20 protein-coding genes are annotated in these 24,682 nt (G+C 68.3%); 7 read left to right on the top strand and 13 right to left on the bottom strand.

The genetic code is table 11. The features are described 5' to 3' along the window. Window positions 1-38: 38 nt before the first annotated feature. On the bottom strand, window positions 39-428 hold the full coding sequence (locus ACPXB3_RS20345) for a hypothetical protein (RefSeq protein ID WP_425729314.1): 390 nt from the start codon (window positions 426-428) through the stop codon (window positions 39-41). A gap of 878 nt (window positions 429-1,306) precedes the next feature. Between ACPXB3_RS20345 and ACPXB3_RS20340 the strand changes: the two genes are divergently transcribed. Continuing rightward, on the top strand, window positions 1,307-2,119 hold the full coding sequence (locus ACPXB3_RS20340; protein WP_425729312.1) for a hypothetical protein: 813 nt from the start codon (window positions 1,307-1,309) through the stop codon (window positions 2,117-2,119). A gap of 45 nt (window positions 2,120-2,164) precedes the next feature. On the opposite strand, the gene ACPXB3_RS20335 is transcribed toward ACPXB3_RS20340, so the two are convergent. The 3 genes from ACPXB3_RS20335 to ACPXB3_RS20325 form a co-directional block, all read right to left on the bottom strand. Beyond that, window positions 2,165-2,821 carry a GNAT family N-acetyltransferase gene (locus tag ACPXB3_RS20335; RefSeq protein ID WP_425706487.1) on the bottom strand — a complete coding sequence of 219 codons (657 nt, stop codon included), beginning with the start codon at window positions 2,819-2,821 and terminating at the stop codon, window positions 2,165-2,167. Window positions 2,822-2,893: 72 nt separating this feature from the next. Next, entirely contained in the window at window positions 2,894-4,198 is a 1,305-nt protein-coding gene (glp, locus tag ACPXB3_RS20330) for a gephyrin-like molybdotransferase Glp (protein WP_425706488.1), read from the bottom strand. A 149-nt stretch (window positions 4,199-4,347) separates the two neighbouring features. Then, window positions 4,348-5,298: a UTP--glucose-1-phosphate uridylyltransferase gene (locus tag ACPXB3_RS20325; protein ID WP_425706489.1), complete on the bottom strand. Its 951-nt coding sequence runs from the start codon at window positions 5,296-5,298 to the stop codon at window positions 4,348-4,350. A 139-nt stretch (window positions 5,299-5,437) separates the two neighbouring features. On the opposite strand from ACPXB3_RS20325, the gene ACPXB3_RS20320 reads away from it, so the two are divergent. Next, window positions 5,438-6,028: a 5-formyltetrahydrofolate cyclo-ligase gene (locus ACPXB3_RS20320; RefSeq protein ID WP_425706490.1), complete on the top strand. Its 591-nt coding sequence runs from the start codon at window positions 5,438-5,440 to the stop codon at window positions 6,026-6,028. A gap of 11 nt (window positions 6,029-6,039) precedes the next feature. Here the strand turns inward: ACPXB3_RS20320 and ACPXB3_RS20315 are convergent, their stop codons facing one another. Both ACPXB3_RS20315 and nhaA read right to left on the bottom strand, forming a co-directional pair. Further along, entirely contained in the window at window positions 6,040-6,381 is a 342-nt protein-coding gene (locus ACPXB3_RS20315; protein WP_425706491.1) for an FmdB family zinc ribbon protein, read from the bottom strand. 119 nt (window positions 6,382-6,500) lie between these two features. Beyond that, window positions 6,501-7,760: a Na+/H+ antiporter NhaA gene (gene nhaA, locus ACPXB3_RS20310; RefSeq protein WP_425706492.1), complete on the bottom strand. Its 1,260-nt coding sequence runs from the start codon at window positions 7,758-7,760 to the stop codon at window positions 6,501-6,503. A gap of 251 nt (window positions 7,761-8,011) precedes the next feature. Here nhaA and ACPXB3_RS20305 point away from each other — a divergent pair, with 251 nt between their 5' ends. The 4 genes from ACPXB3_RS20305 (at window position 8,012) to ACPXB3_RS20290 (ending at window position 11,381) form a co-directional block, all read left to right on the top strand. Further along, on the top strand, window positions 8,012-8,668 hold the full coding sequence (locus tag ACPXB3_RS20305) for an SAF domain-containing protein (RefSeq protein ID WP_425729310.1): 657 nt from the start codon (window positions 8,012-8,014) through the stop codon (window positions 8,666-8,668). Window positions 8,669-8,696: 28 nt separating this feature from the next. Beyond that, window positions 8,697-9,707: a carboxylesterase family protein gene (locus ACPXB3_RS20300; RefSeq protein WP_425729308.1), complete on the top strand. Its 1,011-nt coding sequence runs from the start codon at window positions 8,697-8,699 to the stop codon at window positions 9,705-9,707. A gap of 53 nt (window positions 9,708-9,760) precedes the next feature. Then, window positions 9,761-10,267 (top strand): hypothetical protein, encoded by a 507-nt coding sequence (locus ACPXB3_RS20295; protein WP_425729306.1) that lies wholly within the window; start codon window positions 9,761-9,763, stop codon window positions 10,265-10,267. 127 nt (window positions 10,268-10,394) lie between these two features. Continuing rightward, window positions 10,395-11,381, top strand: a complete 987-nt coding sequence (locus ACPXB3_RS20290; protein ID WP_425729317.1) for an MscL family protein — start codon at window positions 10,395-10,397, stop codon at window positions 11,379-11,381. Between the two features lie 397 nt (window positions 11,382-11,778). Here ACPXB3_RS20290 and ACPXB3_RS20285 read toward each other — a convergent pair whose 3' ends face one another. From ACPXB3_RS20285 to ACPXB3_RS20260, 6 genes are all read right to left on the bottom strand, one after another. Continuing rightward, a complete protein-coding gene (locus tag ACPXB3_RS20285) occupies window positions 11,779-12,456 on the bottom strand; it encodes an MspA family porin (RefSeq protein ID WP_425706495.1) in 678 nt (225 codons plus the stop codon). A 68-nt stretch (window positions 12,457-12,524) separates the two neighbouring features. Next, a complete protein-coding gene (locus tag ACPXB3_RS20280) occupies window positions 12,525-13,184 on the bottom strand; it encodes an MspA family porin (RefSeq protein WP_425729304.1) in 660 nt (219 codons plus the stop codon). Window positions 13,185-13,847: 663 nt separating this feature from the next. Further along, a complete protein-coding gene (locus ACPXB3_RS20275) occupies window positions 13,848-14,471 on the bottom strand; it encodes a MogA/MoaB family molybdenum cofactor biosynthesis protein (protein WP_425706497.1) in 624 nt (207 codons plus the stop codon). Between the two features lie 92 nt (window positions 14,472-14,563). After that, the gene (locus tag ACPXB3_RS20270) at window positions 14,564-16,147 is read right to left on the bottom strand and encodes a S1C family serine protease (protein ID WP_425706498.1); all 1,584 of its coding nucleotides are present in this window, start codon (window positions 16,145-16,147) and stop codon (window positions 14,564-14,566) included. A gap of 181 nt (window positions 16,148-16,328) precedes the next feature. Next, complete coding sequence (locus ACPXB3_RS20265; RefSeq protein WP_425729315.1) at window positions 16,329-17,747, bottom strand: ATP-binding protein; 1,419 nt, start codon at window positions 17,745-17,747, stop codon at window positions 16,329-16,331. A 160-nt stretch (window positions 17,748-17,907) separates the two neighbouring features. Continuing rightward, window positions 17,908-18,594 carry a response regulator transcription factor gene (locus ACPXB3_RS20260; RefSeq protein WP_425706499.1) on the bottom strand — a complete coding sequence of 229 codons (687 nt, stop codon included), beginning with the start codon at window positions 18,592-18,594 and terminating at the stop codon, window positions 17,908-17,910. A gap of 168 nt (window positions 18,595-18,762) precedes the next feature. On the opposite strand from ACPXB3_RS20260, the gene ACPXB3_RS20255 reads away from it, so the two are divergent. Then, window positions 18,763-22,953, top strand: coding sequence for a molybdopterin-dependent oxidoreductase (locus tag ACPXB3_RS20255; RefSeq protein ID WP_425729302.1), 4,191 nt, complete (start codon window positions 18,763-18,765; stop codon window positions 22,951-22,953). Window positions 22,954-22,970: 17 nt separating this feature from the next. Here ACPXB3_RS20255 and ACPXB3_RS20250 read toward each other — a convergent pair whose 3' ends face one another. Beyond that, window positions 22,971-24,635, bottom strand: coding sequence for an MFS transporter (locus ACPXB3_RS20250; RefSeq protein WP_425729300.1), 1,665 nt, complete (start codon window positions 24,633-24,635; stop codon window positions 22,971-22,973). Window positions 24,636-24,682: the final 47 nt, after the last annotated feature.

Here is a 24,682-nt window from a genome sequence, read left to right as displayed (position 1 = left end):
AGCGGCTTTTGGGCGTCCAGTGCGTGCCATACCCAACCCTACAACATATTCAATGAATTAACGGCGCGGAACACTAGCAGTTCCAGTTCTTCTCGAACGCTGGTGATTGATTTGAACACCTCAGTGTCGACTGCCTGCGCCCACTGCGCGACGCCTTCGGCCAAGCCAAGGGTGTCAAAGCGTCGCGGCCGTTGCTCGCCCGACATAACGAAGTGATCGCTAATCGTTGCCGGCCCGTCACCTGATTGCGAAGCCTGCGGTGGCCAGCCCAGGAATGTGTTGTAAGCGATGAGCCTGCCCAGACGGGTGTCTTCGTAGCCGACGAACTGCAGCCACCGTCCGACGGGCGCCCGGACCAACCGCGTTGAGGCCCCTTTGCCTGCGAGCACCCAGTCCTCACCCAGGATCTCGGCGGCACCGACGGCCAATTCCCGCCAGCCTCTCGCTCCAACGCCCACTATGTCCTCGTTCCTGTCGTGTCCTGTATCGATGTCTCTTGTGAGCTTGTCGGCTGAGCCCGATCGAACTGCCTCATGGCGTTGCCGCCGGCGGAGTGGGCGGCGGCGCGGTCTTGGGAGGCCGCGGGATGTTCGTTTTGACCGACTGCATCACGTCTCGTGCGATACCGAGTGCCCTGCTCAGATCATTTCGCCAACTGTTGCTGACGTCGGCGTTTCCAGTCTTAAGGTCGATGATTTGGAAGACCTCCTCGAGGATTGCCATCGCTCACATGACGCCTCCCTCATACCCACCAGTACACCGCAGTGGATGTGCGATGTCAGATTCTGAACCGTTCCCAGATACCTAACCACGACTCACAGGATTCGGCAACCTAACTAAGACCGACACCGCGTTCATTGATTCCCATCCGTGCCGGTAGGGGCGGTAGGCGGAAATTCCGGACCGGGAAAGACCCCCCAAAACGGGAATCGCGGAAAACATTCCTTGAACGAACACCTAGCCTCGAGTGGCGAACGGGTGAGTAATTGGTCCCGCAACCAGTCGATCGGCGATCGGACCGGTCCGCTGGACGAGTTGGATTGCCGCACAACCGAGTACGAGCACCACCGGCACCACCACCGACAGCAGCCGACACGTGGCCACCGACCGCACGAACCCGACGACCTGCACGGTGACTGTAGTCGCCGCACCGCGCCCCCAGCACCCTCCGCGCGGACGATTCCCCCGTCATCCGCGCGGAGGAGTCCACAGGAGACAGAACCGTTCGCACCGCCGATGCGGTGGCACCAACCCCATGCGAAGGATGGTAGACGCCCCATCCTCCATCCGAAAGACACTCTCGCCCATGACTACTCACTTATCCAGCCGTCCCGGCCCTCGTCGGGTCATCGCCCTCGCCGGCACCACGGTCGCCCTGGGTGCGGCGACGATGCTCCTCCCGGCACCCCTGGCCGGGCTGGGCGGCGGCCGACCCGCCGACATGTCAGCAGCCACCGCCGACGCCGTCGTCGACTTCTGGACCCACGGCATCGCACAGCTCCCGGACGATCTGGCCGCACTCGTCGACTACTGGCAGCGTTTCCACATCGTGAAAGCAGTTCTGGCGGCGGCACTTCTGGTCGTCGCCGTGCGCCTGACGATCGACCTCTACCGCGGTGGCCGCCGCACCCCGACGGCGCCCGACGGTTCCGGCCGACACCTGGTACGCGCCACGCCCGCGGCGGTCGTCGCCGCCCTGGCGCTGACCATCGTGGCGGCCAACCTGCAGGGCGTCGTCGCCCCGCTCTCCACGCTGATACCGCTGGCCACCTACGCGGGCGATCCCCGGATCAGTGCCATCAGCGAGCAGGCGTACGCGCAACTGACGCCCCCGGGCGGTACCGTGCCGTCTGCGCCACTTTCGGTCCTCGTCGACGATTTCGCCCTGTACCACAAGGCTTTCGCTGTGATCTCCGCCGTCCTCGTCGTCGCCTTCGGCGGCTGGGCGGTTGGCATCGCAGCCGCGGCCCGCCGAACCCCGGCCGGACACCGGAGCCGTCGATACGCGTCCGCGGCCGCACTGACGGTGCTCGCGGTGGCAACCGGCGTGGTGTGTGCCGCGAACGTGTCGTCGGCGCTCGACTCGGCGCACGCGCTCGCGTTGTTCTTCGGCGGCTGAGCAGCCGGCGACTCGGCCAGCCGGCGACGTGAGCAGCCGGGGCCGCTACAGGAACGCCGCCCGCCCCGACCGGACGAGGGTCTCGACGGCGCTGCCGGTCACCTCTTCGACGGTCAGGGCGTAGAGGTAGTGATCGCGCCACCGTTTGTTGACGTCCATGTAGCGTTCCAGCAGCCCTTCCCGGCGGAAGCCGATCTTGCGCAGCACCGCTTGGGAGGCAACGTTTTCCGGTTGCACCGTCGCATCGAGGCGGTGCAGTCCGACCGGCCCGAAGCAGTGGTCGACGCCCAGCGCGACGGCCGCGGTGGTGATGCCCTGGCCGGCATGGCCTGCGTCGATCCAATATCCGATCCACGCCGTGCGCACCGCTCCGCGCTGGATGTTGCCGACGGTGAGCTGCCCGATGTAGCGGCCGTCGAGTTCGATCACGAACGGCAGCAACGTGCCCCGCTTGGCCTCGGATTTGAGGACCGCGAACAGCGGCGGCCACGAACTCACCTGATGCCGCGACGCCCAGGGGCCGATGCCCGTCGGTTCCCAGGGCAGCAGCGAGTTCTGGTTGCGGATGCGCAGCTCACTCCAGTCCTTGGCATCCCGCAATTTCACGGGCCGCACGGTGACCGCCCCCGCCGGGGTCCCCAGCGGTCCCAACGTTGCCGGCCATCCCGGACTGACCGGGTCGCCACTCAGCCACCTGAACACATCAGGGAGTCTATGCGGTGACCGGTCGGCGGCGCGGCGGTAACCGGCTCATGCGCGCAGCGCGGCCAGATGTCAGCCGCGTTGGGCGAGGAAGGCCACCTCGACCTCGTCGCCGATGCCGAGTTCTTCGACGTCGGATTCGACGATGATGAGGCAGTTCGCCTCGGCGAGTTCGGCCAGGAGGTGACTCGAGCCGGTCGGGGACGCGCCGAGGACCTGCACCAGGTACTCCCCCGACCGCTCGTCCCGCATGAGCTGACCGCGCAGATATCCCTTACGGCCCTTGACCGACGCGATGGGACCGATGGTGCGCGCCTTGATGACCCGTCGCATCGGCTGCCGTTTGCCCAGCGCGATGCGGATCAGCGGGCGCACCATCACCTCGAAGGAGACGAGTGCGCTGACCGGATTGGCAGGCAGCAAGAAGGTGGGCACATCGTCACGGCCGAGCCGGCCGAAACCCTGGACCGACCCGGGGTGCATCGCCACCCGCACGATCTCGAGGTCGCCGAGGTCGGCCAGCGCGTCGACCACCGCATGCCCCGCCAAGCCGCCGATGGCACCGCAGATCACCACGATCTCCGACCGGATCAGTTGAGCCTCAACAACTTCGCGCATGCGGGAGCTGTCCCGTTCGGCGATGCCGACGCGGTTGACGTCGGCGCCGGCGTCGCGCGCGGCCGCGGCCAGCGCGTAGCTGTTGACGTCGTAGATCTGGCCGGGGCCGGGTGTGCGGTCGATATCGACGAGTTCGGAGCCGATGGAGATCACCGACATCCGCGGCCGGGGATGTACCAGCACCCGGGCATGGCCGACGGCGGCGAGCAGGCCGACCTGCGCCGACCCGATGATCGATCCGGCGCGCACCGCGACGTCACCGGGCTGCACGTCGTCGCCGACGCGCCGCACATAGTCGCCGCTCTCCACCCCGTGGCCGACCTTGACCTTCGAGTCACCGCCGTCGGTCCAGCGCAGCGGGACCACCGCGTCGGCGAGAGTGGGCATGGGAGCACCGGTTTCGACCCGAACCGCTTGCCGCGGCTGGAGCCGGGTCGGGGTGCGTGCGCCGGGCGCGACTTCGCCGACGACCGGCAACGACACGATCATCGGTTCACCGGCCTCGAGGTCGATGAGTTCGGCGCCGTTGGCGTCGAACGCCTCGACGTCCTCGGGCGCGGGCACCCCGGCGAATGCCACGTCCACCGCGCGGACCGCATAGCCGTCGACGGCGGCCTGATCGAAGCCCGGCATCGGGTGTTCGGTGACGACTTCCTCGGCGCACATCAGGCCCTGCGCCTCGGAGATCGCCACACGTACCGGGCGTGGCGCGACCGCGGCGGCCGTCACCAACGACAGATGATCCTCAACCGAACGCATCTCACCTCACTCCGCCGCCGGCCGCGTGCAACGTCATCGGCCGGGATCCCTGCCCGGGCGACCTTCGCATAGAGGCTAGCCGCCGCCGCGGCGTGCACGCGGCAGGCGCGCGGAGACACCGCACCGTCGCACACCGCGTGCCCGGCCGTTCAGTCCCGCTCGAGGCGTTCGGTCAGCCACTCCCGCAGATCGGGGCCGTAGTCGTCGCGATCGAGGGCGAAGTCGACGGCCGCCTTCAGGTAGCCGCCGGGATTGCCGAGGTCGTGGCGGGTGCCGTGGTGGACCACCACGTGTACCGGCTCGCCCTCTTCGATGAGCAGGGCGATCGCGTCGGTCAACTGCAGTTCACCGCCGGCGCCGGGCTTGATGCGGCGCAACGCGTCAAAGATCTTGCGGTCGAGGATGTATCGTCCCGCAGCAGCCAGATTCGACGGCGCCTGCCCGGGCTCGGGCTTCTCGACCATGCCCTTGAGCCGCTTCACGTTCGGGTTGTGGGCGTCGGGCAGATCCTCGACGTCGAAGACCCCGTAGGCGCTGATCCGATCCTCGGGTACCTCGATGGCGCACAGCACCGAGCCGCCGCGGCGCTGACGCGTGCGGGCCATCACCTCGAGCACGCCGCCGGGCAGTACCAGGTCGTCGGGCAGCAGGACCGCGATGGCGTCCTCGTCGTCGTCGAGGTAGTCCTCGACACAGCCGACCGCGTGACCGAGACCGAGCGGCTTCTCCTGCACCACCGATGCCACCTCGAGCAGCGACGGCGCCTTGCGCACCTTGGCGAGCATGGCCTGCTTGCCGCGCTTGGCCAGGGTGCTCTCGAGGACGAAGTCGTCGACGAAGTGTGCGACCACCCCGTCCTTGCCGGGTGCGGTGACGATCAGCAGCCGCTCGGCACCGGCCGATTTCGCCTCCTCGGCCACCAGCTCGATACCGGGGGTGTCGACGACGGGCAGCAGTTCTTTGGGCACGGTTTTGGTGGCAGGCAAGAACCGGGTGCCCAGGCCCGCCGCCGGGACCACCGCGGTGCGCGGAATCGGCGGGGTGTCCGGGGTGTCGCTGTACTCCGGGAACTCGGTCGTCGAGCTACTCGCGCTGGTCATGTAGAACACCCTAGTGTCGGATGCCGGGAACGAGCCACAGGTACCGCGGTGCGACGCTGGGCGGACAGTACGGCCGAGACGAGCGTCACACCGGCTCGGCGGCGGGCTGCCGGTCCAGACGGGACGAGAGGAGGCGGCGGTGCCGACGAAGGCCGAATTGCGGGCGCGATTCGCGGCCCGGCGTGCGCAGATGCCTGCCACCGATCGCGCGCACGCGGCGTCGGCGCTGATCACCCATCTCGCGTCGAGTCCGTTCCGGCTGGGACCGAGCGTGACGATCGCGGCCTACGTGCCCATCGGCGCCGAACCGGGATCGGTGGAGTTCGTGGATGCGTTGCATGAGCGCGGGTGCGCGGTGCTGCTGCCCGCGGTGCCTGCAGGCGATCCGCGGCCACTCGAGTGGGTGCACTATCGGTTGGCAGACACGGGGCCGGCGGACGCCCTCGAGCGCGGGCGGTTCGGTCTGCTCGAGCCGCGTGGCCCGCGCCTGGGCGCCGATGCCGTCGACGACGCGGCGGTCATCTTTGTACCGGCGCTGGCCGTGGCGCACACCGGAATCCGCCTCGGCCGCGGTGCCGGCTACTACGACCGCACGATCGGCGGGTCGAGGGCCGAGCTGGTGGGAGTCGTCTACGACGACGAACTCGTCGACGACCTACCCGCCGACGCCTACGACGTGCCCATGGGATGGGCGCTCACGCCGGGCGGCGGGTTCGAAAAGCTGGGGTGATCGGGACCGACTCAGGCAGACGCGGGAGTCGCGGCCTTGGTGCTGCTCGACGACGAAGACGAGTCGCTCGACGACGAGCCGGAGCTGGCGGACGACGAGTCCGAGGACGACTTGGCATCCGACTTGGACTCGGACTTCGACTCCGACGACGACGCGCTCTCCGACGACGTGGAGCCGTTGCGTGAGTCGGTGCGGTAGAAGCCGCTGCCCTTGAAGACGATGCCGACGGAGTTGAAGAGCTTGCGCAATCGGCCCGCGCACTGCGGGCACTCGGTGAGCGAATCGTCGGAGAACGACTGGACGATATCGAACTTGTTGTCGCACTCCGTGCACGCGTACGAGTAGGTGGGCACCGCAAACCTCCACAGGAAACGTATGAAATCTTGCCTAGTTTAACTGAGACTGGCACTCCGACATTCCGAGTGCCAAAGAGGGTGCCAAGAACAGTGCCGGAGAGGGCGCCAAGACGGGTTCAGCCGCCGATGACCTCGGTGTCGTGGTCGGGAATGCCGTCGCAGTTCATGTCGGGGTCGCGGGCCTTGCGCGCGTCCCAGCGCAACAGCACCGCGGCGAGGGCGGCGGCCACCACCGAGCCGCACAGGACCGCAGCCTTGGCCGGCGCCGCATGCTCGCCCTCACCGAAGGACAGTTCAGCGATCAGCAGCGCGACGGTGAACCCGACACCGGTGAGCATGCCGATGGGCACGAGGTCACGCAGCCCGATCGAGTCGGGCAGGCGCAGCGGGGTGAACCGCGTCATGATCGCGGTCGCGCCGAGCACCCCGACGAACTTGCCGACGACCAGCGCCACGACGATGCCGATCGACACCGGTTGCACCAGCGAACCCCCGGCACCGACCACCGACACCCCGGCCGCGGCGAATGCGAACAGCGGCAACGCCACCGATGACGACCACGGCCGGACGGCGTCGTCAAAAACCTCTGCGCGGCTGGTCTTTTCACTACGGATCGGCTTGGCCGGCACCACGAACCCGAGGAGCACACCGGCGACGGTGGCGTGTACGCCCGACGCATGCATCAGTCCCCACGCCACGACGGCGAGCGGGAGCAGCACCCACCAGCGCGTCCGTGGCGCGCGGACCGCGATCGCGAACACGGCGACGACGAGCACCGCGGCCACCAGTGTCAGCAGGTCGATGGTGTCGGTGTAGACGGTGGCGATCACGATGATGCCGAGCAGATCGTCGACCACTGCCAGGGTGAGCAAGAAGGTGCGCAATGCCAGCGGCAGACCGCGCCCGCAGATCCCCAGCACCGCGAGAGCAAAGGCGATGTCGGTGGCCGTGGGCGTCGCCCAGCCGTGCAACGCCGAGGAGTCGCCGGACATGGCGGCCACGACGGCGAGATAGACGAGCGCCGGGCTGATCATCCCGCCGACGGCCGCGGCGATCGGCACCCCGGCCAACCGCAGGTCACGCAGGCTCCCGGCGATGAATTCGTGTTTGAGTTCCACCCCGACCACGAAGAAGAAGATGGCGAGCAGCCCGTCGGCGGCCCACTGTTCCAGCGACAGATGCAGATCCAGCGATCCCGGGCCGACCTCGATGGCCAGCAGGTCGTGATAGGCGTGCCGCCACGGCGTGTTGGCCCACACGACCGCGACAGCCGCGAAGGCCAGCAGCAGAATGCCGCTGGTGGTGTCGAGGGCGAGGATGCGGCGCAACCGGTCGCGGCGGGTCGAGGTGGGCGGGGTGAATTCGGGTTCTGCCATCGGCAGCTCCTGATTCGGTCGGGATCGCGATCGGTGCAGATCTGCGATCGGGTCGGCACGAATCCGCCCTGTTCGAGGACGGAGCCGACCAGACTTCCCGGCACACCGCCGTCCATTCTCCCGGTTCGACCCCGGTTGCGTCCAATCGGCACGCACATCTCTGTGGAAACACCGTGTGAAGCCCGGGGTCTGTCCACAGCCGGCCGTCACCCGTCCACTGTGGCGCCCGCACGCCAGTATCGTTCTGCCGCATGGACCTTCGGAGGCGGGGAACGGCACTCGGTCCGCGGCTGCGTGACCGCGTCGCGTACGCGGTGCGGCCGGGGTGGGCACGGTCGGTGATGATCCGGCGCGTCGCGTCCGGTGTGCTGGTGGCCGTCGCCGTGGTCGTCGAGGTGGGCGGCCAGCGTGCCACCACCGATGCCCCGGTCCTGGTCGCCGCACATGATCTGCTGCCCGGCCAGACCATCACCGGCACCGATCTGCGGGAACTCCGCTTTCCCGTCGAGCTCGTTCCCGACGGGGCGTTGCGACTGCGGGCCGACGGCGAGGCGCACACCGTGACCGGCCCGGTGCGTACCGGTGAGGTCGTCACCGAATCCCGGCTGCTCTCACCACGTCTGCCGATGCAACTGACCGGACGCGCCGACGCGCGGCTGGTCCCGATCCGGCTGGCCGACGACACCGTCGCCTCCTTGCTGCGCGCCGGCGACGTCGTCGACGTACTCAACGCGCAAGCGCAGATCCTGGCCGCCGGGGCCATCGTTGCGCTCGTCCCGACCGCCGCGGCGTCGACACCCACTCGCAACACCACGACGCCGCCGATCCTGCTCGCGATGACCGAGAGCGCCGCACACCGGGTGGCCGGCGCCGGGCTCGACGCGGCGCTCGCGGTGGTCCTGCACTGAGTTGGGCGGCGTGCGATAGGAAGAGTGCATGACCGACGCCGCCATGGCCAACAGCACAGGGACCGACGACACGGGGACCATCCACCACGCCGAGGCCGACACCGTCACCGGACGGGTGCGCGGTTGCTGGCGCGGCGAGCCGGGAGCCGGTGGGTCGGCGGCCTTCCTCGGCATCCCGTTCGCGCAGCCGCCGGTCGGTGATCTGCGGTTCGCCGCGCCGGTACCCGCCGAACCGTGGGCGGGCGTACGCGACGCGCTCGACTACGGGGCGACGGCACAGCGCGGCGATCCCGGCGTGACACTCATCCCCGAGCCGTCCGTCCCGGGCGAGGCCACGCTGAACGTCAACGTCTTCACCCCGGCCCCGGGCACCGATGCCGCGCTCCCGGTGCTCGTGTGGATTCACGGCGGCGGATACTTCGCCGGCTCACCGGCGAGCCCCTGGTACGACGGCCGCTCGTTCAACCGCGACGGCGTCGTCACCGTGACCATCTCCTACCGCCTGGGATTCGACGGGTTCGGCTGGATCGAGGACGCGCCGTCGAACCGCGGGGTGCGCGACTGGCTGCTGGCACTGCAGTGGGTGCACGACAATATCGCGTATTTCGGCGGCGACCCGTCGCAGGTCACGATCGCCGGCCAGTCCGCGGGCGGCGGGGCGGTGCTGACGCTGCTCGCGATGCCGGCAGCCCAGCACCTGTTCCACCGCGTGTGGGCGATGTCGGCGGCCACCACCGACATCGCGGTCGATCGGTCCGAAGCGCTCGGGCGCGCCATCGCCGGCGGCCTCGGCGTCGCCCCGACCCGGGCCGGCCTGTCGACCGTGACCGAGGAGCGGCTCCTCGAGGAACAGCAGGCCCTCACCGAAGTGAACAGTCTGGGCGCGGCCCGGGAGCTCCTGACCCACGGCTTGCATTTCGGTCCGTCGATCGACGGCGAGCTGATCACCCGGCCGACCATCGACGCGATCGCCGCCGGCGTCGGCGCCGACAAACCGCTGGTTGTCGGAGCCGCCGAAACGACGAATTCTCGGTGCTAGTCGCCCGTGCCGCCAAAAACCCCCGCGCCGCCACCATTCTCCGGTGGCTTCCGTTGACAGCTCTGCTCGGCGCGGCCGGACTCCCGCGAGCGCAGCGCTCCGGATACCTCGCCGCGAATCGCGAGGTCGCCGCGCGAGGGCGCGCCGCGCTGCTGGGCCGCTACCTCACCGACCGCGTGTTCCGTAGCACGGTCGTGCGCATCGCGCGGGCCCGCGGCACCGCCCCGACATGGGTGTACCGCTACGCATTCCGGTCCGCACCGCCGAGCCCCATGCGGGGGTGGGCGGTGCACTGTATCGACGTACCGTTCTGGTTCGACTGTCTCGACGCCGTCCGGGTCGAGGTGTTGACGGGCCGCCGTCCGCCGCAGTCACTTGCCGACCGGACCCACGCCGCGGCGATCGGCCTGACGATCGGCGGTGACCCCGGCTGGCCGGCGTGGTCGTCGGCACCGGGCACCGCGCGCGTGTTCACCGGGCCGGCGTGGTCCCCCGATCTCGACCCGGACGGCTACGCCTCCGTCGCACCCCTGCTCGCCAGGACCGGCGCGTCACATTGACTCGGCTGAACAATTTGGCCAGTCTCGTTTACGATCCCGGATAGAGTTTCGTGAAAGTCCTTGTCCATTCGGGGACTTTGACGGCATGGATACCTGGCACCAGAAACCGATCAGGAAGGACCGGAGAGTGCTCAAGGGCTTCAAGGACTTCATACTCAGAGGCAACGTCGTCGAATTGGCGACCGCGGTCATCGTCGGCGCCGCGTTCACCGGCATCGTCACCGCCTTCACCAAAGGGATCATCAATCCGCTGCTCGCGGCGATTCCGACCGGAAGCGGCGATTGCGCCCCTGCCACACCGGCCAGCGGCGACGCCGTCAACGCCCCGGTCTCCGTCTGTGGTCTCGGATTCAAGGTCACCGACAACAATGCGACATTTCTCGATTTCGGCGGGCTCATCGCTGCGATCATCAATTTCCTGATCGTCGCGGCCGTCGTCTACTTCATCATCATCGTTCCGTACAACAAGCTCGCCTCGCTGGGCCGCAAGCCCAACGAAGCCGAGGTCACCGAGATCTCGCTGCTGACCGAGATCCGGGACTTCCTTTCCCCCGACGACTCGGGCTCGGCGGCACGGGAACAGGCGGAGTCGGTGTTGCCGCCACACCTCAGCGATCCGTCGGGGCCTCCGACCGGTGGACCGGGCGACGGCCCGACCGGGCCGGACGACACCTCCACGAGGCAGTTCAGCACGCCGCCGCCCTCGCCTTCGGCCCCGCCCGCCCCCTCGTCACACTCGGCCCCGGGCTCGTACTCGGATCCCGGCCCCTACTCGGGACCGATCGCCTACTCCGATCCCGCGCCTTCGGGTCCGTTGGCGACTCCCGAGCATCCCGGTCAGGCACCGGAAACCGCGCCGTATCCCGGCCCGGGCGCTCCGACGCCGTCGCCCGCACCGGGCAACTACCCGCCGCCCCCGCCCGGCAACTATCCCCCGCCGCCCGGGGGCCAGCCCGGCAATTACCCGCCCCCGGGGAACCATCCGCCCGCCAACTACCCGAATCCACGGCCCGGGCAGCCGTACCCGGGTGAGCAGTATCCCGGCGACCAGTATCCGGGGGAGCAGTATCCCGGCGAGCATCCGCCGGAGGGCCCCGGTCGGCATTCGCGCTGACCGGGCCCGACCGGCCCAGACCCGAACGGCCCGCGTCCTGGTGGACGCGGGCCGTTCGCTGTCTTTCACCGCGCCGGCAGTTGAGCGCCTACCTCGACCGCGCCGAACGAGCGCCCCCGGAGGGACGGCAACCCCTACGGGCCTCCGCACGAAGCCGCTCGCGTCGAGCGCGGACCGCGTCCGTTGAGGGGATTGCGTTCCCGGTGGGCGCGCGGCGCCGGCGAGCGCAATGCGCGGCGAAACATCCAGCGACCCAACGACTCCTGAACGATCACCTGGCGCATGGAACGCCAAAGGGCGGGAAACCGATTCCGGTTTCCCGCCCTTTGTTTCTAGATGATGTGTTTCTAGATGATGCTGCGTTGCGTGGTGGACCTGACGGTCCGGACGCGATAGATCAGCCGATGCTGAACGGCTTGCCGTACAGGGTCACAACACCCTTGACCGCATCGGTGTCGACGGTCACGGTCACCTTGGCCTTGGCCTCGGCGAAGCCACCGCAGTTGCTGACCTTGAAGCGCTCCTGGCTGTAGGCGACGCCACCCTTGTTACCGGTGAACGTGTAGTCGCTGACGCCGTCACCGTCGCTGTCCTTCTCCTGGACGATCGGGACGTAGCCGGCCTGGCCGGGGCCGAGGCTCAGAGTCGTGCCAGCGGTGCCCTCACCGCTCGGCGAGGCGGACACCGGCGGATTGCTGCCGGGCTTCGGCGTTGCGGTAACCCCACCGTCGACGCCACTCTCTGCGCCGAGCCCGATGTCGACCTGGCAACCGACGATGTAACCGGCCGCGACGGTGCCACCGGTGGCCTTGCCGCCGACGGTGACGCGGACCTTGCCCGACACCCAGACCTCACGAACCAGGTTGAACGACTCGACGATCGAGTTCTGGTAGTTCACGTCCTGGCCGAACAGCTGGATGGTGACCGGGGTGCCGTCGACCAGGGTCTTGGTGAACGTGGTGTTCGCCACCGGCGACGCCGACGCATCGCCCGAACCGGCAGCGGTGATCGCCATCAACGCGGCACCGGCAACGCCGACGCCCGCCGCAACGCGACGTGTGATGATCTTCTTCATGATTCCCCTTCGTGGAATGTGCATCTGCCCGAAGCAGATAGAGCTTGAGAGTTGGTTATCTGCTTGGGTCAGCTGACGAAGAACGGCTGGCCGTAGAGAGTGGACTTGAGGAGCGTGCCCTCACCGGTGACGGTGTCGTCGTCGGCGTTGATGTCGTATCCCTTGGCGCCGGTGGCGACCACGATGGTGCGGGCCGAAGCGTAGCCACCGCAGTTGGGGAACTCGATCTCGAAGTTCGAGAGCTGAACGGCCGCACCCTTGCCCGACTTGAACTTCTTGGTGACCGACACGTCCTGGATGGTCGCCTCACCGGGCTTGATCGGCAAGCTGATGCCACCGGTGATGGTCGCCGACGGAGATGCCGACAGGGTCAGGGAGCCACCGGTGGTCGCCGAGAAACCGCTGACGTCGATCTGGCAGCCGGCCAGGATCTTGACGCTCAACTTGCCGTTGACGCCGTCGCTGCCCTGGGCGGCGTAGGTGCCCGAAAGCAGCGCGGTCCGGCCGAGGCCGTTGTTGGCGACGCGCGCGACCGAGAACTGCGACTCGGCGGTACGGGAGGTCTTGATGCTCTCGCCGTCGAGGCCGGTGACGACCTTCTGGCCGTTGGCGAGGGGAGCCGCCGCGGCGTTCCCCGACCCCATGCTTGCCAGCCCGATCGCCGCGACGGCGGTGATGGCGCATGCACCCGCAGCACGGCGCAGCCCAAGCTTGCTGAACTTGCTCATTCGTTCCCTCTCACAGGATTCTGCTGTATCTCCGGGCGGTGCAACCCACACCTCCGGTTGTGACCTTGGTGATCGAAGGAATCGTGTCCGACCCCGGTAACCCGTTCGCATCGATGGGGTTACGGGGACGTGAACAGACCTTGCCACCACTGCAGCCCCGCTCGCGCGAGTCCACAGGACCCTCTCCCGGTCCTCCACGCTGGGCACCGGTTGTTGTCCCGGCGAACGCTATCTGAGAAATCACAAAGAGGGCAACAGCTGGAATCAGCCGTGTCTCGGCGTCGGCCTTCACTATCGCGAATCGCTACTCGGCCTCTGCCGAAAGCGCGGAAGTTAACAAAAGGAAAACTTGCTGAATGCGGCGCTGCGAGCGTCATTCATAGTGCGGTGGCCGCTCGCGGTCATAACGCGAGCGACCCTCACTCTTGTGATGCTCATCACGATCATCGCGGGTAACGTCCGGAAGTGCATCGCCAAAGATCGCGTCGAGGTCACGGCGACGGCGGGCGGCCCGCCTGACCTGTGCCGACGATTCCCCGGAGGACGATGGCCCGCCTTCTGTCGGCGGCGTCGCGGCATTGTTTCCGTCATATGTTCCAGAAGCCATATAAAACCCTCCTGAACCGAAAATCACCCCGGCCGAGTTTCTTGCCCGGTGTGCGCTCAGAAATCCCGAATGCTGTCGATGACGTGTTTGGCCAACGGAGCAACGGTGGCCATGCCGTCACGGACGGCCGCGCGGGAATCGGCGATGTTGACCACAAGCGTCTGCCCGGAGATTCCGGCCAGCCCGCGCGAAAGTCCACCGTCGGTCGCACCGGCGGCCAGACCCGAGCTGCGCACGGCCTCTTCGATGCCATGCAGGCGCCGATCCAGCAGCGGGTCGGTAGCCTCCGGGGTGACGTCACGCGCGCCCACCCCGACGCCGCCGACCGACACCACGAGGTCCACGCCACCGATCACCGCGGTGTTCAGCGCGTTGCGGATCTCCACCTCGTCGCCGGGGACGAGGATCGTCGCATCGACGTGGAAGCCGGCCTCGTCGAGCAGTTCACCGACCAGTGGGCCCAGCGGGCTATCGACGTCGCCGTGCGCAACACGGTCACTGACGACGACGACGAGCGCGCGGCCCGCCTCGTCACCGGCACCGTCGCGGGCCGGCCCGCCATGGCGTGCCGCGAAGGCGCGGGCCGCGGCGTCGGCGGCAACGACGTCGGCCGGATCCACCTCGACCTTCTCGGTCGGCGCGTTCTCGGCCACCTGGAAATCGGAGTCGCTGGTCATCATGGCCACTGTCCTCTCTGCGAGTCGGCACGATTGCTGCGTGCTCGTGGTGATTGCGGTTCTCGGTCAGGCCGACGGCATCTGCGTGGCGGGCGTCAGTTCGACTGCAAGGTGGCCAGCGTGACCGTGGCCGTCTTGGTCTGGCCACCGGCGGTGTAGGTGACCTGGACTCGATCACCGGGCTTGTACGAGCGCACGGCGGCCACCAGTGCGTCTCCGGTCGTGATGTTACGGTCGTCGATCTTCGTGACGACCGCCCCCTTCGGGATTCCGGCCGCGGCGGCCGGCCCACCGGCCTGGACGTCGGCGATCAGTGCACCGGGGGCGTTCGGATCGGTGCTCGGCCGCACCGACACGCCGAGGCCGGCGTGGGTGGCCTTGCCGGTGTCACGCAGCTCGTTGGCCACGCGGATCGCCTGGTCGATCGGGATCGCGAAGCCGAGACCGATGCTGCCGCTCTGCTGTTCCTGACTACTGCCGCCCAGCGTCGCGATCGCGGTGTTCACGCCGATCAACGCACCCCGCGCATTCACCAGCGCACCACCGGAATTGCCCGGGTTGATCGCCGCGTCGGTCTGGATCGCGTCGATGACCGAGGTGGTGTCACCCTCGCGGGTGGTCGAGACCGGCCGGTTCAGCGCCGAGATGATGCCGGTGGTCACCGTTCCCTCGAGGCCGAGCGGTGCACCGATGGCGATCACGTCCTGCCCGACGGCGAGATTGTCGGAGGTGCCGACCTTGATCGGGCGCAGACCGGTCTTGTCGACCTTGATGACGGCGATGTCGGAGATCGGATCGGCGCCGAGAACCCGTGCCGAGGCCCGCGACCCGTCCTGGAAATTGACCACGACGTCGCCGGCCGGGCGGCCGTTGCTGCCGCTGACGACGTGATTGTTGGTCATGATGATGCCGTCGGCGCTGAGTACGACGCCCGATCCCTCACCTTGCTCGTTGCCTGCGGTGACGTCGATCGACACCACCGACGGCAAGGTGTCGGCGGCCACCTGCTGCACCGATCCGGCCGGGGCCGGAACCTCGCCGGAATCGCGCGAGCTGGGATCGCCGCCGAGCGGCTGATTGTTCGCGGTGTTGGTCGTCGAGTCGTCGTCGAGCTGGGCGCCGACGACCCCGCCGACGCCGCCGGCGACGAGCGCGAGAACCACGGCACCGGCGGCAAGGAGTGCGAACAATCCGCCACGCGACTTCTTGTGCGGACCCTGCGGGTCGCCGCCCGCCGGTGGCGGGCCGAACCCGGTACCCGGTGGGGGACCCGACGGGCCCAGCGGACCCGTTCCGGGGCCATACGCGGAGGTGGGAGTGCCGTGCGCACCCTGGGATTCGGTGCCGTAACCTGCGCCCGGCCCCGCCCCGAAGGACTGCGTCCGATCAGCACCTCCCGGGCCGAAACCCGGTGTCTGCGACTGGGGTTCGCTCGTGGACGCGCCGCTGGTGTCGCCGAATGCCGGTGACCGCTCCCACGGCGCCGCCCCCGGCGAACCGCCGTAGGGCGACCCTGGGTACGCGGGTACGGGCCCGGTCGACGGACCGGCCCCCGAGGGCGGGCCACCCGGATTGCCGGATTCCTGGCCGCCCGGACGGCCGTACGCACCGGACCACCCGGATTCGCCGGAGTCCTGCGAACCGTCATATGGCCCGCGGTGCGAACCTCCACCCGTCATCGTCGTCCCCACATCTGTCGTCCGAAAATCCTGTTCCGACACTGCTGCCGGTATCCGACAGGCATCCGCCCTGCCGACAACCGGCCACCACCGTTGCATCGTGGCGCAGATAACCCTAGGCGATCACCACCCTGGCCTGCGCGCGAACACCGCCCGGATGTCATCTGCACCGCGTACCTCTCTACTGACGAACCACCCGCGGCGATGGTTCCACCGGCGCGGGATGACCGGGCAAGGTCATCAGGATGACCGTCCCGCCGAGATGTGATTGTTCGGCGCGGACCGTCCCGCCCATCCGGTCGACAACCTGCCGCACGATGGCCAGCCCGAGTCCCGAACCCGGCATCGACCGCGACTGGGTGGCCCGGTAGAACCGCTCGAACACCATCTGCCGATCCTCTTCGGGGATGCCCGGGCCGGCGTCGGCGACGGCGAGTTCGGCCGTCGTCGGATTCAGTTGGCTGAGCACGACCTCCACGGTGCGCCCGCGCGGCGACCACTTGGCGGCGTTGTCGAGGACGTTGAGCACCGCACGCGCCAGGCCGTGCTGATCGCCGAAGACGTACCACGGCGTCAGGGTCATCGTGAACTCGATGTCGGTGCGCCGGCGCCGGACCCGCTCGAGCGCACCGGAGACCACCTCGCCGAGATCGAGCTCCTCGTGCACCACCTCCGGGGCGTCCTCGCGTGCGAGGTCGACGAGATCACCGACCAGGGTCGACAATTCGCCGATCTGCGCCATCACGTCCGAGCGCAGTTCCACCATGTCCGAGGCGGGCACCGCCGGCGCGCCCGGTTCGCTCGAGGCGATGAGCAATTCGAGGTTGGTGCGCAGCGAGGTGAGCGGGGTCCGCAGCTCGTGGCCGGCGTCGGCGACCAGACGTGCCTGCTGGTCCCGCGATTCGGCGAGCGCACGCAGCATGGTGTTGAAACTCTCGGTCAGACGCGCCAATTCGTCGTTACCGGTCACCGGGATCGGCGTCAGATCCTGGGTGCGGGCCACCCGTTCGGCGGCCCGCGTCAGTCTGGCGACGGGTCTCAACCCGGCCCGGGCCACGGTCATCCCGGCCAGGGCGGCCAGCGCCACCCCACCACAGCCCACGACGAACAGCACCCAGGCGAGCCGTTTGAGCGTGCGATCGGTGTGCAGCAACGACTGCGCCAGGATGAGGGTGTTGCCGTCGTCGAGTTTGCGGGCGAGCACCCGCTGGCGCGCGACGGTGTGCAGGCTCTGATTGTTGTTGCCGGGACTGTTCGTCGATTCGGCGATGTCGCGTTCGGCGTCACCGAACGGCACGTCACCGATCCGCAGAGCCAATCCGTCGGGGCGCACCAGCGCGATGGAGATGTTGGTGGAGAACACGGTTCCGGTGACCAGCGCACCGGGACGCTGATTGAGCGTGCCGGTCTTGGCCAGCGCCGTCATGCCGTCGGCGCGACTCTCCAGGCCGGTGTCGATCTCGTTGTACATGGCCCGGTAGACGACGAAGTACGCCGCGCCGGCCATCAGGGTCACCGCCAGCAACACCACCGTCATCGACAGCAAGGTGACCCGCACCCGCAGCGACACCGATCGGGTCAGCGCCGTCGGTGCCCGCATCTCCCGGTCGGTGTGGTGGCGGAAGCGGAACCAGCGCCGGGCCGCCTGCCGGTGCAGGCGGCGCGGTATCGACGCACCGGGGTCGGTGGCCGGGCCGTGCGGTGAACTCACCGACCACCGCCCGCCGGGGCGCCGACAGATCCGGGTCCGAAAGCGGCCACTACGGCGATGTCTCCCGCAGCACATAGCCGACGCCACGCACCGTGTGGATCAGACGTGTCTCCCCGTCGGCCTCGGTCTTGCGGCGCAGATAACCCACGTAGACCTCGAGTGCGTTACCCGAGGTCGGGAAGTCGTAACCCCACACCTCCTCGAGGATCCGGCTGCGCGAGAGCACCCGGCGCGGGTTGGCCATCAACATCTCCAGCAGCGCGAACTCGGTGCGCGTCAAGCTGATCTGCCGCTCACCGCGGTAGACGTCGCGGGTGACCGGGTCGAGCGACAGATCGGCGAAGGTGAGGGTCTCCGAGTCGGGGCCGTCCTCGGGGGCCGAACGCCGCAGCAGGGCCCGCAGACGCGCGAGCAGCTCTTCCATCGCGAACGGTTTGGGCAGATAGTCGTCGGCACCCGCGTCGAGACCGGAGACCCGCTCGGAGACCGAATCGCGCGCGGTCAGCACGAGAATGGGCAGGTCATCGCCGGTGGAACGCAGCCGACGGCACACCTCGAGGCCATCGAGGCGTGGCATCATCACGTCGAGGATCGCCACGTCGGGGCGTTCGGCGACGAGCTTTTCCAGCGCCTCGATGCCATCGCCGGCCGTATCCACGGTGTAGCCGTTGAAAGTGAGAGATCGGCGCAATGACTCGCGCACCGCCCGATCGTCGTCGACCACGAGTATCCGCATGGGTACTAGTCTTATCCACAACGACTGAGAGCTGTCTGAGCAACGCCGTAACTCGTTCACGCAGGTGACGCCACCCGCACATCGGCCGATCTGCGGTGTGAGGCCAAGTTGATAGCGGCGTAACCGCAGTATTCGGGTTGCGAAACACGCCCTGCCGAGGCTGGAGGAGTGACGACCTCCACCTCCACTGCCACGCTGTGCGCCTATTGCGGGGTCGGCTGCGGTCTCGACCTGGCGGTGTCCGACGCCACCGACGGGCCGGTACGCGCACTCAAGAGCACCGGGCGCAAAGACCATCCGACGAACTTCGGCCGACTCTGCACAAAAGGCTCGACGACCGCGGACATGCTGAATGCCGGCGGCCGCCTGGGCGCGCCGCTGCTGCGCGAGACCCGTGACGCCGACCCGCACCCCGCCGACCTCGACGCCGTCATCGACGGCACCGCCGCCCGCCTACGCAACATCGTCGACGAGCACGGGCCCGACGCCGTCGCGCTCTACGTCTCCGGACAGATGTCGATGGAGGCGCAATATCTGAGCAACAAACTCGCCAAGGGCTTCATCGGCACCAACCAGATCGAGTCGAATTCGCGGCTGTGCATGGCCAGCGCCGGCACCGGCTACAAACAATCCCTGGGAGCCGACGGGCCGCCCGGGTCGTATCAGGACTTCGATCACGCCGACGTCTTCTTCGTCATCGGCTCCAACATGGCCGACTGCCATCCGATCCTGTTCTTGCGGATGATGGACCGCGTCAAGGCCGGCGCCACGCTCATCGTCGCCGACCCGCGGCGGACCGCGACCGCCGAGGCCGCCGACCTCTACCTGCCGGTGCGTTCGGGTACCGACCTCGCACTGCTCAACGGGCTGCTGCATCTGCTCACCACCGGCGGACACCTCGACGAGGCGTTCATCGCCGAGTTCACCGACGGCTTCGAGCAGATGACCGACTTCGCCGCCGGGTACCCGCCGGAGAGCGTCGCCGAGGTCTGCGGCATCGACGAGGCCGACCTGCGCTCGGCGGCGGAGTTGATCGGCAACGCCGCCAACTGGATGAGCTGCTGGACGATGGGCCTCAACCAGTCCACGCACGGCACCTGGAACACCAACGCGCTCATCAATCTTCATCTGGCGACGGGCGCGATCTGCCGGCTCGGCAGCGGTCCGTTCTCGCTGACCGGGCAACCGAATGCCATGGGTGGCCGCGAGATGGGGTACATGGGGCCGGGGTTGCCGGGTCAGCGCGCCGTCGTCTCCGCGGCGGATCGTGCCTTCGTCGAGGACCAATGGCAGATCCCGGCGGGCACGCTGCGGACCGACGTCGGCGGCGGCACCATCGACATGTTCTCCCGGATGGCCGACGGCGAGATCAAGGCATGCTGGATCATCTGCACCAATCCGGTTGCCTCGGTGGCCAACCGCGCCACGGTCATCGATGGCCTACGGCGCGCCGAGCTCGTCGTCACGCAGGACGCGTTCACCGACACCGAGACCAACGCCTACGCCGACGTCGTGCTGCCCGCCGCGCTGTGGAGCGAGTCCACCGGCACCATGGTCAACTCCGAACGCAACATCACCCTGTTCGAGCCGGCGATGCCCGCACCCGGTCAAGCGATCCCCGACTGGCAGATCATCGCCCGGATCGCCTGCGCGATGGGCTATTCCGACGCCTTCACCTATGACAGCGCCGAGCAGATCTTCGACGAGATCCGGCGCTTTGCCAATCCCCGCACCGGATACGACCTGCGCGGGGTCACCTATGAGCGGTTGCGCCGCTCCCCCATCCAATGGCCGTGCCCACCCGAGGAGACGGGTCCGGCCGACGATTGCGGCCCGGCCGACGGCCGCCACCCGATCCGCTACCTCAACGACGGGCGCAGTCAGTCGGTCCACACCCTCGACGACGGCAGCAGCCCACGGCTGGCCTTCGCCACCCCGACGCGCCGCGCCCAGTTCTTCGCGCGCCCGCACGTCGATCCGGCCGAGATGCCCGACGACGACTACCCGATCCTGCTCAACACCGGCCGGCTCCCGCATCAATGGCACACCCTCACCAAGACCGGCCGCGTCGCCAAGCTGAACAAGCTGGCGCCCGGACCGTTCGTCGAGATACATCCCGATGATGCTGCGCCCCTCGGTATTTCCGACACCGACCGGGTCGAGGTCGCGTCCCGGCGCGGGCGGGCCGTGCTGCCGGCACGCCTCTCCGATCGGGTCCGCCCCGGCTCGGTCTTCGTGCCGTTCCACTGGAACGACCTGTGGGGCGAGCACCTCGCCATCAACGCCGTCACCTCCGATGCCATCGACCCGGATTCGCAGCAGCCGGAGTTCAAGGTGTGCGCGGTGGCATTGACCAGAGTCGGTGCCGCATTGCCGGTGCCCGAGCCGCCGGCTTCGGCGGCCGCACCGGTCGCGGCGGTGGCGGCACCCGATTCGGCGTCGGCCCCGGTGGACGCACTGGCCACCGCGCTCGGTGTCACGACCGTCGCCGCACCGTCCTTCACCGAGGGTGAACATCTCTATCTCGCCGGCCTCGTCGCCGGATTGCGCAGCGCACCAACGACCGACACCACTCCCACACTCCCCGCCGACGCCCAGCTGTCACCCACCTCCCACGCCTACGTCTCCGGCCTGCTGGCCGGATTGTTCTCGCGCACCGGCACTTCGGCGCCGCAGGCATTGCCCGACAAAACGCCACTGCCGCCGGTCACCGTGCTGTGGGCGTCACAGATGGGCAATGCCGAGGAGTTCGCCGAGGTCGTCACGCAGCGGGTGCGTGACACCGGCCGGACGGTCATCTCCGCGTCGATGGACGACGCCGACCCCGCCGCGTTGACCGGGACCGTCCTGTTCATCACCGCGACCACCGGCGACGGCGACCCACCCGACAACGGCACCTCCTTCTGGGACCGGCTCTCTTCCGAGCACACTCCCCGACTCACCGAACTCTCGTATGCCGTACTCGCCTTCGGGGATTCGAGCTACAACGACTTCTGCGCGCATGGCCGCAAACTCGACGAGCGCCTCACCGACCTCGGTGCACATCGCCTGACCGACCGGGTCGATTGCGAGCCCGACTTCGAGGAGGACGCGACCGTCTGGCTCAAACGAGTGCTCGCATACCTCGCCGAGGCCGCCGATGCCGACGCCGATGACTCGGCGCCGCGCGCGACACCGACGGTCACGGTCACCGAACCGGCGAAACCCGCCGAGCGGGCCGCCCCCCGCCACTCGCGCAAGAAGCCGCTGATGACCAGCCTCGTGCACAACGTGCGGCTCAATGCGGCCGGATCGGCAAAAGACGTACGTAACTTCGCCTTTCAACTCCCACCCGGCGCCCTCGAGTATCGCGTGGGTGATGCGTTGGGCGTCTATCCCCGCAACAGTGCGAACCTCGTCGACGAGTGGCTCGCCCACACCGGTCTCGATGCGGACGCTCCCGTCGACATGCCCACCGGGCCTCTCGGCCCGGGCGGAACCACGACCCTCGGTATCGCCCTGCGCGACCGACTCGAGATTGCGCGCCTCACCCCGGATCTGCTGCACTTTCTGGCCGAACGCACCGGTGATGGGGAGCTCACGGCGCTGACCGCTCCCGGCAACAAGGACGCATTCAACGCGTGGGCGTGGGGACGGCAGTCGGTCGACGTCCTCGGCGCGCATCGCATCGACGCCGCCCCGCAGGAGTGGGTCGATGTCATGAAACCACTTGCACCGCGGTCCTATTCGATCTCGTCGTCACCGCTGACCTCGCCCGACCAGGTGCATCTCACGGTGTCGGCGGTGCGCTACAACGTGCACGGGACGCCGCGGCACGGCGTGTGCTCGACCTTCCTCGCCGATCATGCCGAGGACGCGGAGGTGGGCATCTTCCTCACTCCCACCAACCATTTCCGGCCGCCCGCCGATCCCGACACCCCGATGATCATGATCGGACCGGGCACCGGAATCGCCCCGTTCCGCGCATTCCTGCACGAACGCCGAGCGCTCGGACACACCGGACGCAACTGGCTGTTCTTCGGCGAACAGCACAGCGCCACCGACTTCTACTACCGCGACGAGCTCACCGGCATGCTCTCCGACGGCCTGCTGACCCGCCTCGACGTCGCATTCTCCCGCGACCAGGACCGCAAGATCTATGTGCAGGACCGCATCGCCGAACACGGCGCCGAGTTGTACCAGTGGCTGCACGACGGCGCACACATCTACGTGTGCGGTGATGCCACCCGGATGGCCCGCGACGTCGACGACACGATCAAAGGTGTTGTCGCCCAGTACGGCAAGCTGTCGGAGAAGAGTGCCGAACAGTATGTGAAGGCACTCGCCGCCGACAAGCGGTACGTGCGCGACGTGTACTGAGCCGGCTGCCCGCCGGCCTAGACGTCGTCGTCGGGGACGTCGTCACCCGTGGCGTCGTCGGCTGTGTCGTCACCGTCACCGTCGATGTTCTCGCGCCGATATGCGGGGAGCCGGCCGGCCGGGACGATCGCCGTGGCACTGATCGCGGCGAGGACGAGGAAGCCGTACTTCAGCGCCTGCAGGCGGGTGTCCTCGTTGACGCCGACCGCTTCGGCGATCTGGGCGGGCGTGGCCGTCGTCTCGGCGAGCGCCTTGCGCAGGTCGTCGTTGCTGACGAAGTTGACGTTGTCGAGGTCGACCTGCGAGACCAACTCCTCGGGCAGCTTCGGATGGTCGGTGATCGACTGCACCACACCGAAACTCAGCAGGGCCACCAGCAAGGCGCCCATGGTGGCCGTGCCGACCGCCGACGCCAGGTTCTGCGTGGTGCCGCGGATGGACCCGACATCGCCCGCCAGTTGTTTCGGCACCGCGGTGACCAGCACGTTGAACACGAGGGTGACGAGTGCACCCTGACCGATACCGAACACGATCAACCCGAGGATCGTGGGCACCGTCTCCCAGTTGTTGGTCACGACGAAGCCCAGCCACACCAGCGCGGCGGTCGTGAGAACGAAGGAGAACACACCGATGGTCCGCGGCGGGAAACGCTTGTAGGTGCGCACCACGAGCGTGGCGGTGACGAACACGGTCAGGTTGAACGGGATCATCGCGACGGCGGTGTCGAAAGCTGTGCGGCCCTGCACGATCTGCGTGTAGAGGGGGATGGTGAAGTTCACCGCCGCCTCCATCGCCACGATGATGAACATGGCGTACACCGCGGCGCGTTCACGCGGGCTGCGCAGCACCGACAGGTCGACGAGGGGAACCTTCCCCGCGGCGGTGCGTCGGCGGGTCCAGAAGAAGAAGAGCTGACCGAGGATCACGCCCAGCACGACCATCAGCGGGGCGGGTGACACCCCGGCGATGTCGAACGGCGCGCCGGGATCGGCGAAGAAGATACCCCAGTTGTTGAGGTTGTTGAAGCCCAGCGTCAGCAGCACGATCCCGGCGCCGATGAGGATCGCGGCGACGATGTCGATGTCGATGGCCGGGTCGCCGGGCACCGCCCGGAGGCGGAAACTGAGCACGAACACCAGCGCGGCGATCACGAGGACGATCACGAACACCGGACGCCAGCCGACCAGGGTGCCGAGTGCACCGCCGATGAAGAATGCGCTGAACCCGGAGATAGCCCGGGCCGAGCCGAGGGAACCGATGGCCGTCGCCTGCTGCTCACCCTGGTAGTTCTCGGCGATCAGCGCGACGAGTGCGGGCACGATGATGGCCGCCGACGCACCCGCGAGCGCCTGGCCCGCGATGGCCCAGCCGACCGACGGCGACACGATCATCAACACCGACGAACACGCGAACAAGATGATGACGGCACGGAAGACCCGCAGCCAGCCCAGACGCTGACCGATCTTCGCGCCGACCATCACCAGCGCGGCGACTGCCAGGCCATACACCACGATGGTGGTGCTCGCCACGGTCGGTGCGACCCCGAAGTCCTCGACCATCCCACCGAGGGAGACCGGCAGCGCCGCGACATTGAACGACATCAGCACCTGCGCCAGAAACAGCCCGATCATCGGAATCCAGGATGCGCGCACCGCGGCATCGTCCCGGACAGATGCAGTCATCAGACCTCCACGATCATCGAGTCGAGCGAAGACCCGGCGACCGGCCC

The organism is Gordonia sp. DT219, from assembly GCF_049847065.1.
In the GTDB taxonomy this organism is placed as follows: domain Bacteria; phylum Actinomycetota; class Actinomycetes; order Mycobacteriales; family Mycobacteriaceae; genus Gordonia.
This window is presented reverse-complemented; position numbering and strand designations above follow the sequence as displayed.

Excerpts from the sequence above, each read along its gene's own strand:
- ACPXB3_RS20270 (WP_425706498.1), bottom strand. The coding sequence starts at position 16,147 with ATGACGGGTGGAGGTTCGCACCGCGGGCCATATGACGGTTCGCAGGAC.
- ACPXB3_RS20285 (WP_425706495.1), bottom strand. The coding sequence starts at position 12,456 with ATGAAGAAGATCATCACACGTCGCGTTGCGGCGGGCGTCGGCGTTGCC.
- nhaA (WP_425706492.1), bottom strand. The coding sequence starts at position 7,760 with ATGGCAGAACCCGAATTCACCCCGCCCACCTCGACCCGCCGCGACCGG.
- ACPXB3_RS20250 (WP_425729300.1), bottom strand. The coding sequence starts at position 24,635 with ATGACTGCATCTGTCCGGGACGATGCCGCGGTGCGCGCATCCTGGATT.
- glp (WP_425706488.1), bottom strand. The coding sequence starts at position 4,198 with ATGCGTTCGGTTGAGGATCATCTGTCGTTGGTGACGGCCGCCGCGGTC.
- ACPXB3_RS20300 (WP_425729308.1), top strand. The coding sequence starts at position 8,697 with ATGACCGACGCCGCCATGGCCAACAGCACAGGGACCGACGACACGGGG.
- ACPXB3_RS20260 (WP_425706499.1), bottom strand. The coding sequence starts at position 18,594 with ATGCGGATACTCGTGGTCGACGACGATCGGGCGGTGCGCGAGTCATTG.
- ACPXB3_RS20325 (WP_425706489.1), bottom strand. The coding sequence starts at position 5,298 with ATGACCAGCGCGAGTAGCTCGACGACCGAGTTCCCGGAGTACAGCGAC.
- ACPXB3_RS20280 (WP_425729304.1), bottom strand. The coding sequence starts at position 13,184 with ATGAGCAAGTTCAGCAAGCTTGGGCTGCGCCGTGCTGCGGGTGCATGC.
- ACPXB3_RS20340 (WP_425729312.1), top strand. The coding sequence starts at position 1,307 with ATGACTACTCACTTATCCAGCCGTCCCGGCCCTCGTCGGGTCATCGCC.
- ACPXB3_RS20305 (WP_425729310.1), top strand. The coding sequence starts at position 8,012 with ATGGACCTTCGGAGGCGGGGAACGGCACTCGGTCCGCGGCTGCGTGAC.
- ACPXB3_RS20265 (WP_425729315.1), bottom strand. The coding sequence starts at position 17,747 with ATGCGGGCACCGACGGCGCTGACCCGATCGGTGTCGCTGCGGGTGCGG.
- ACPXB3_RS20275 (WP_425706497.1), bottom strand. The coding sequence starts at position 14,471 with ATGATGACCAGCGACTCCGATTTCCAGGTGGCCGAGAACGCGCCGACC.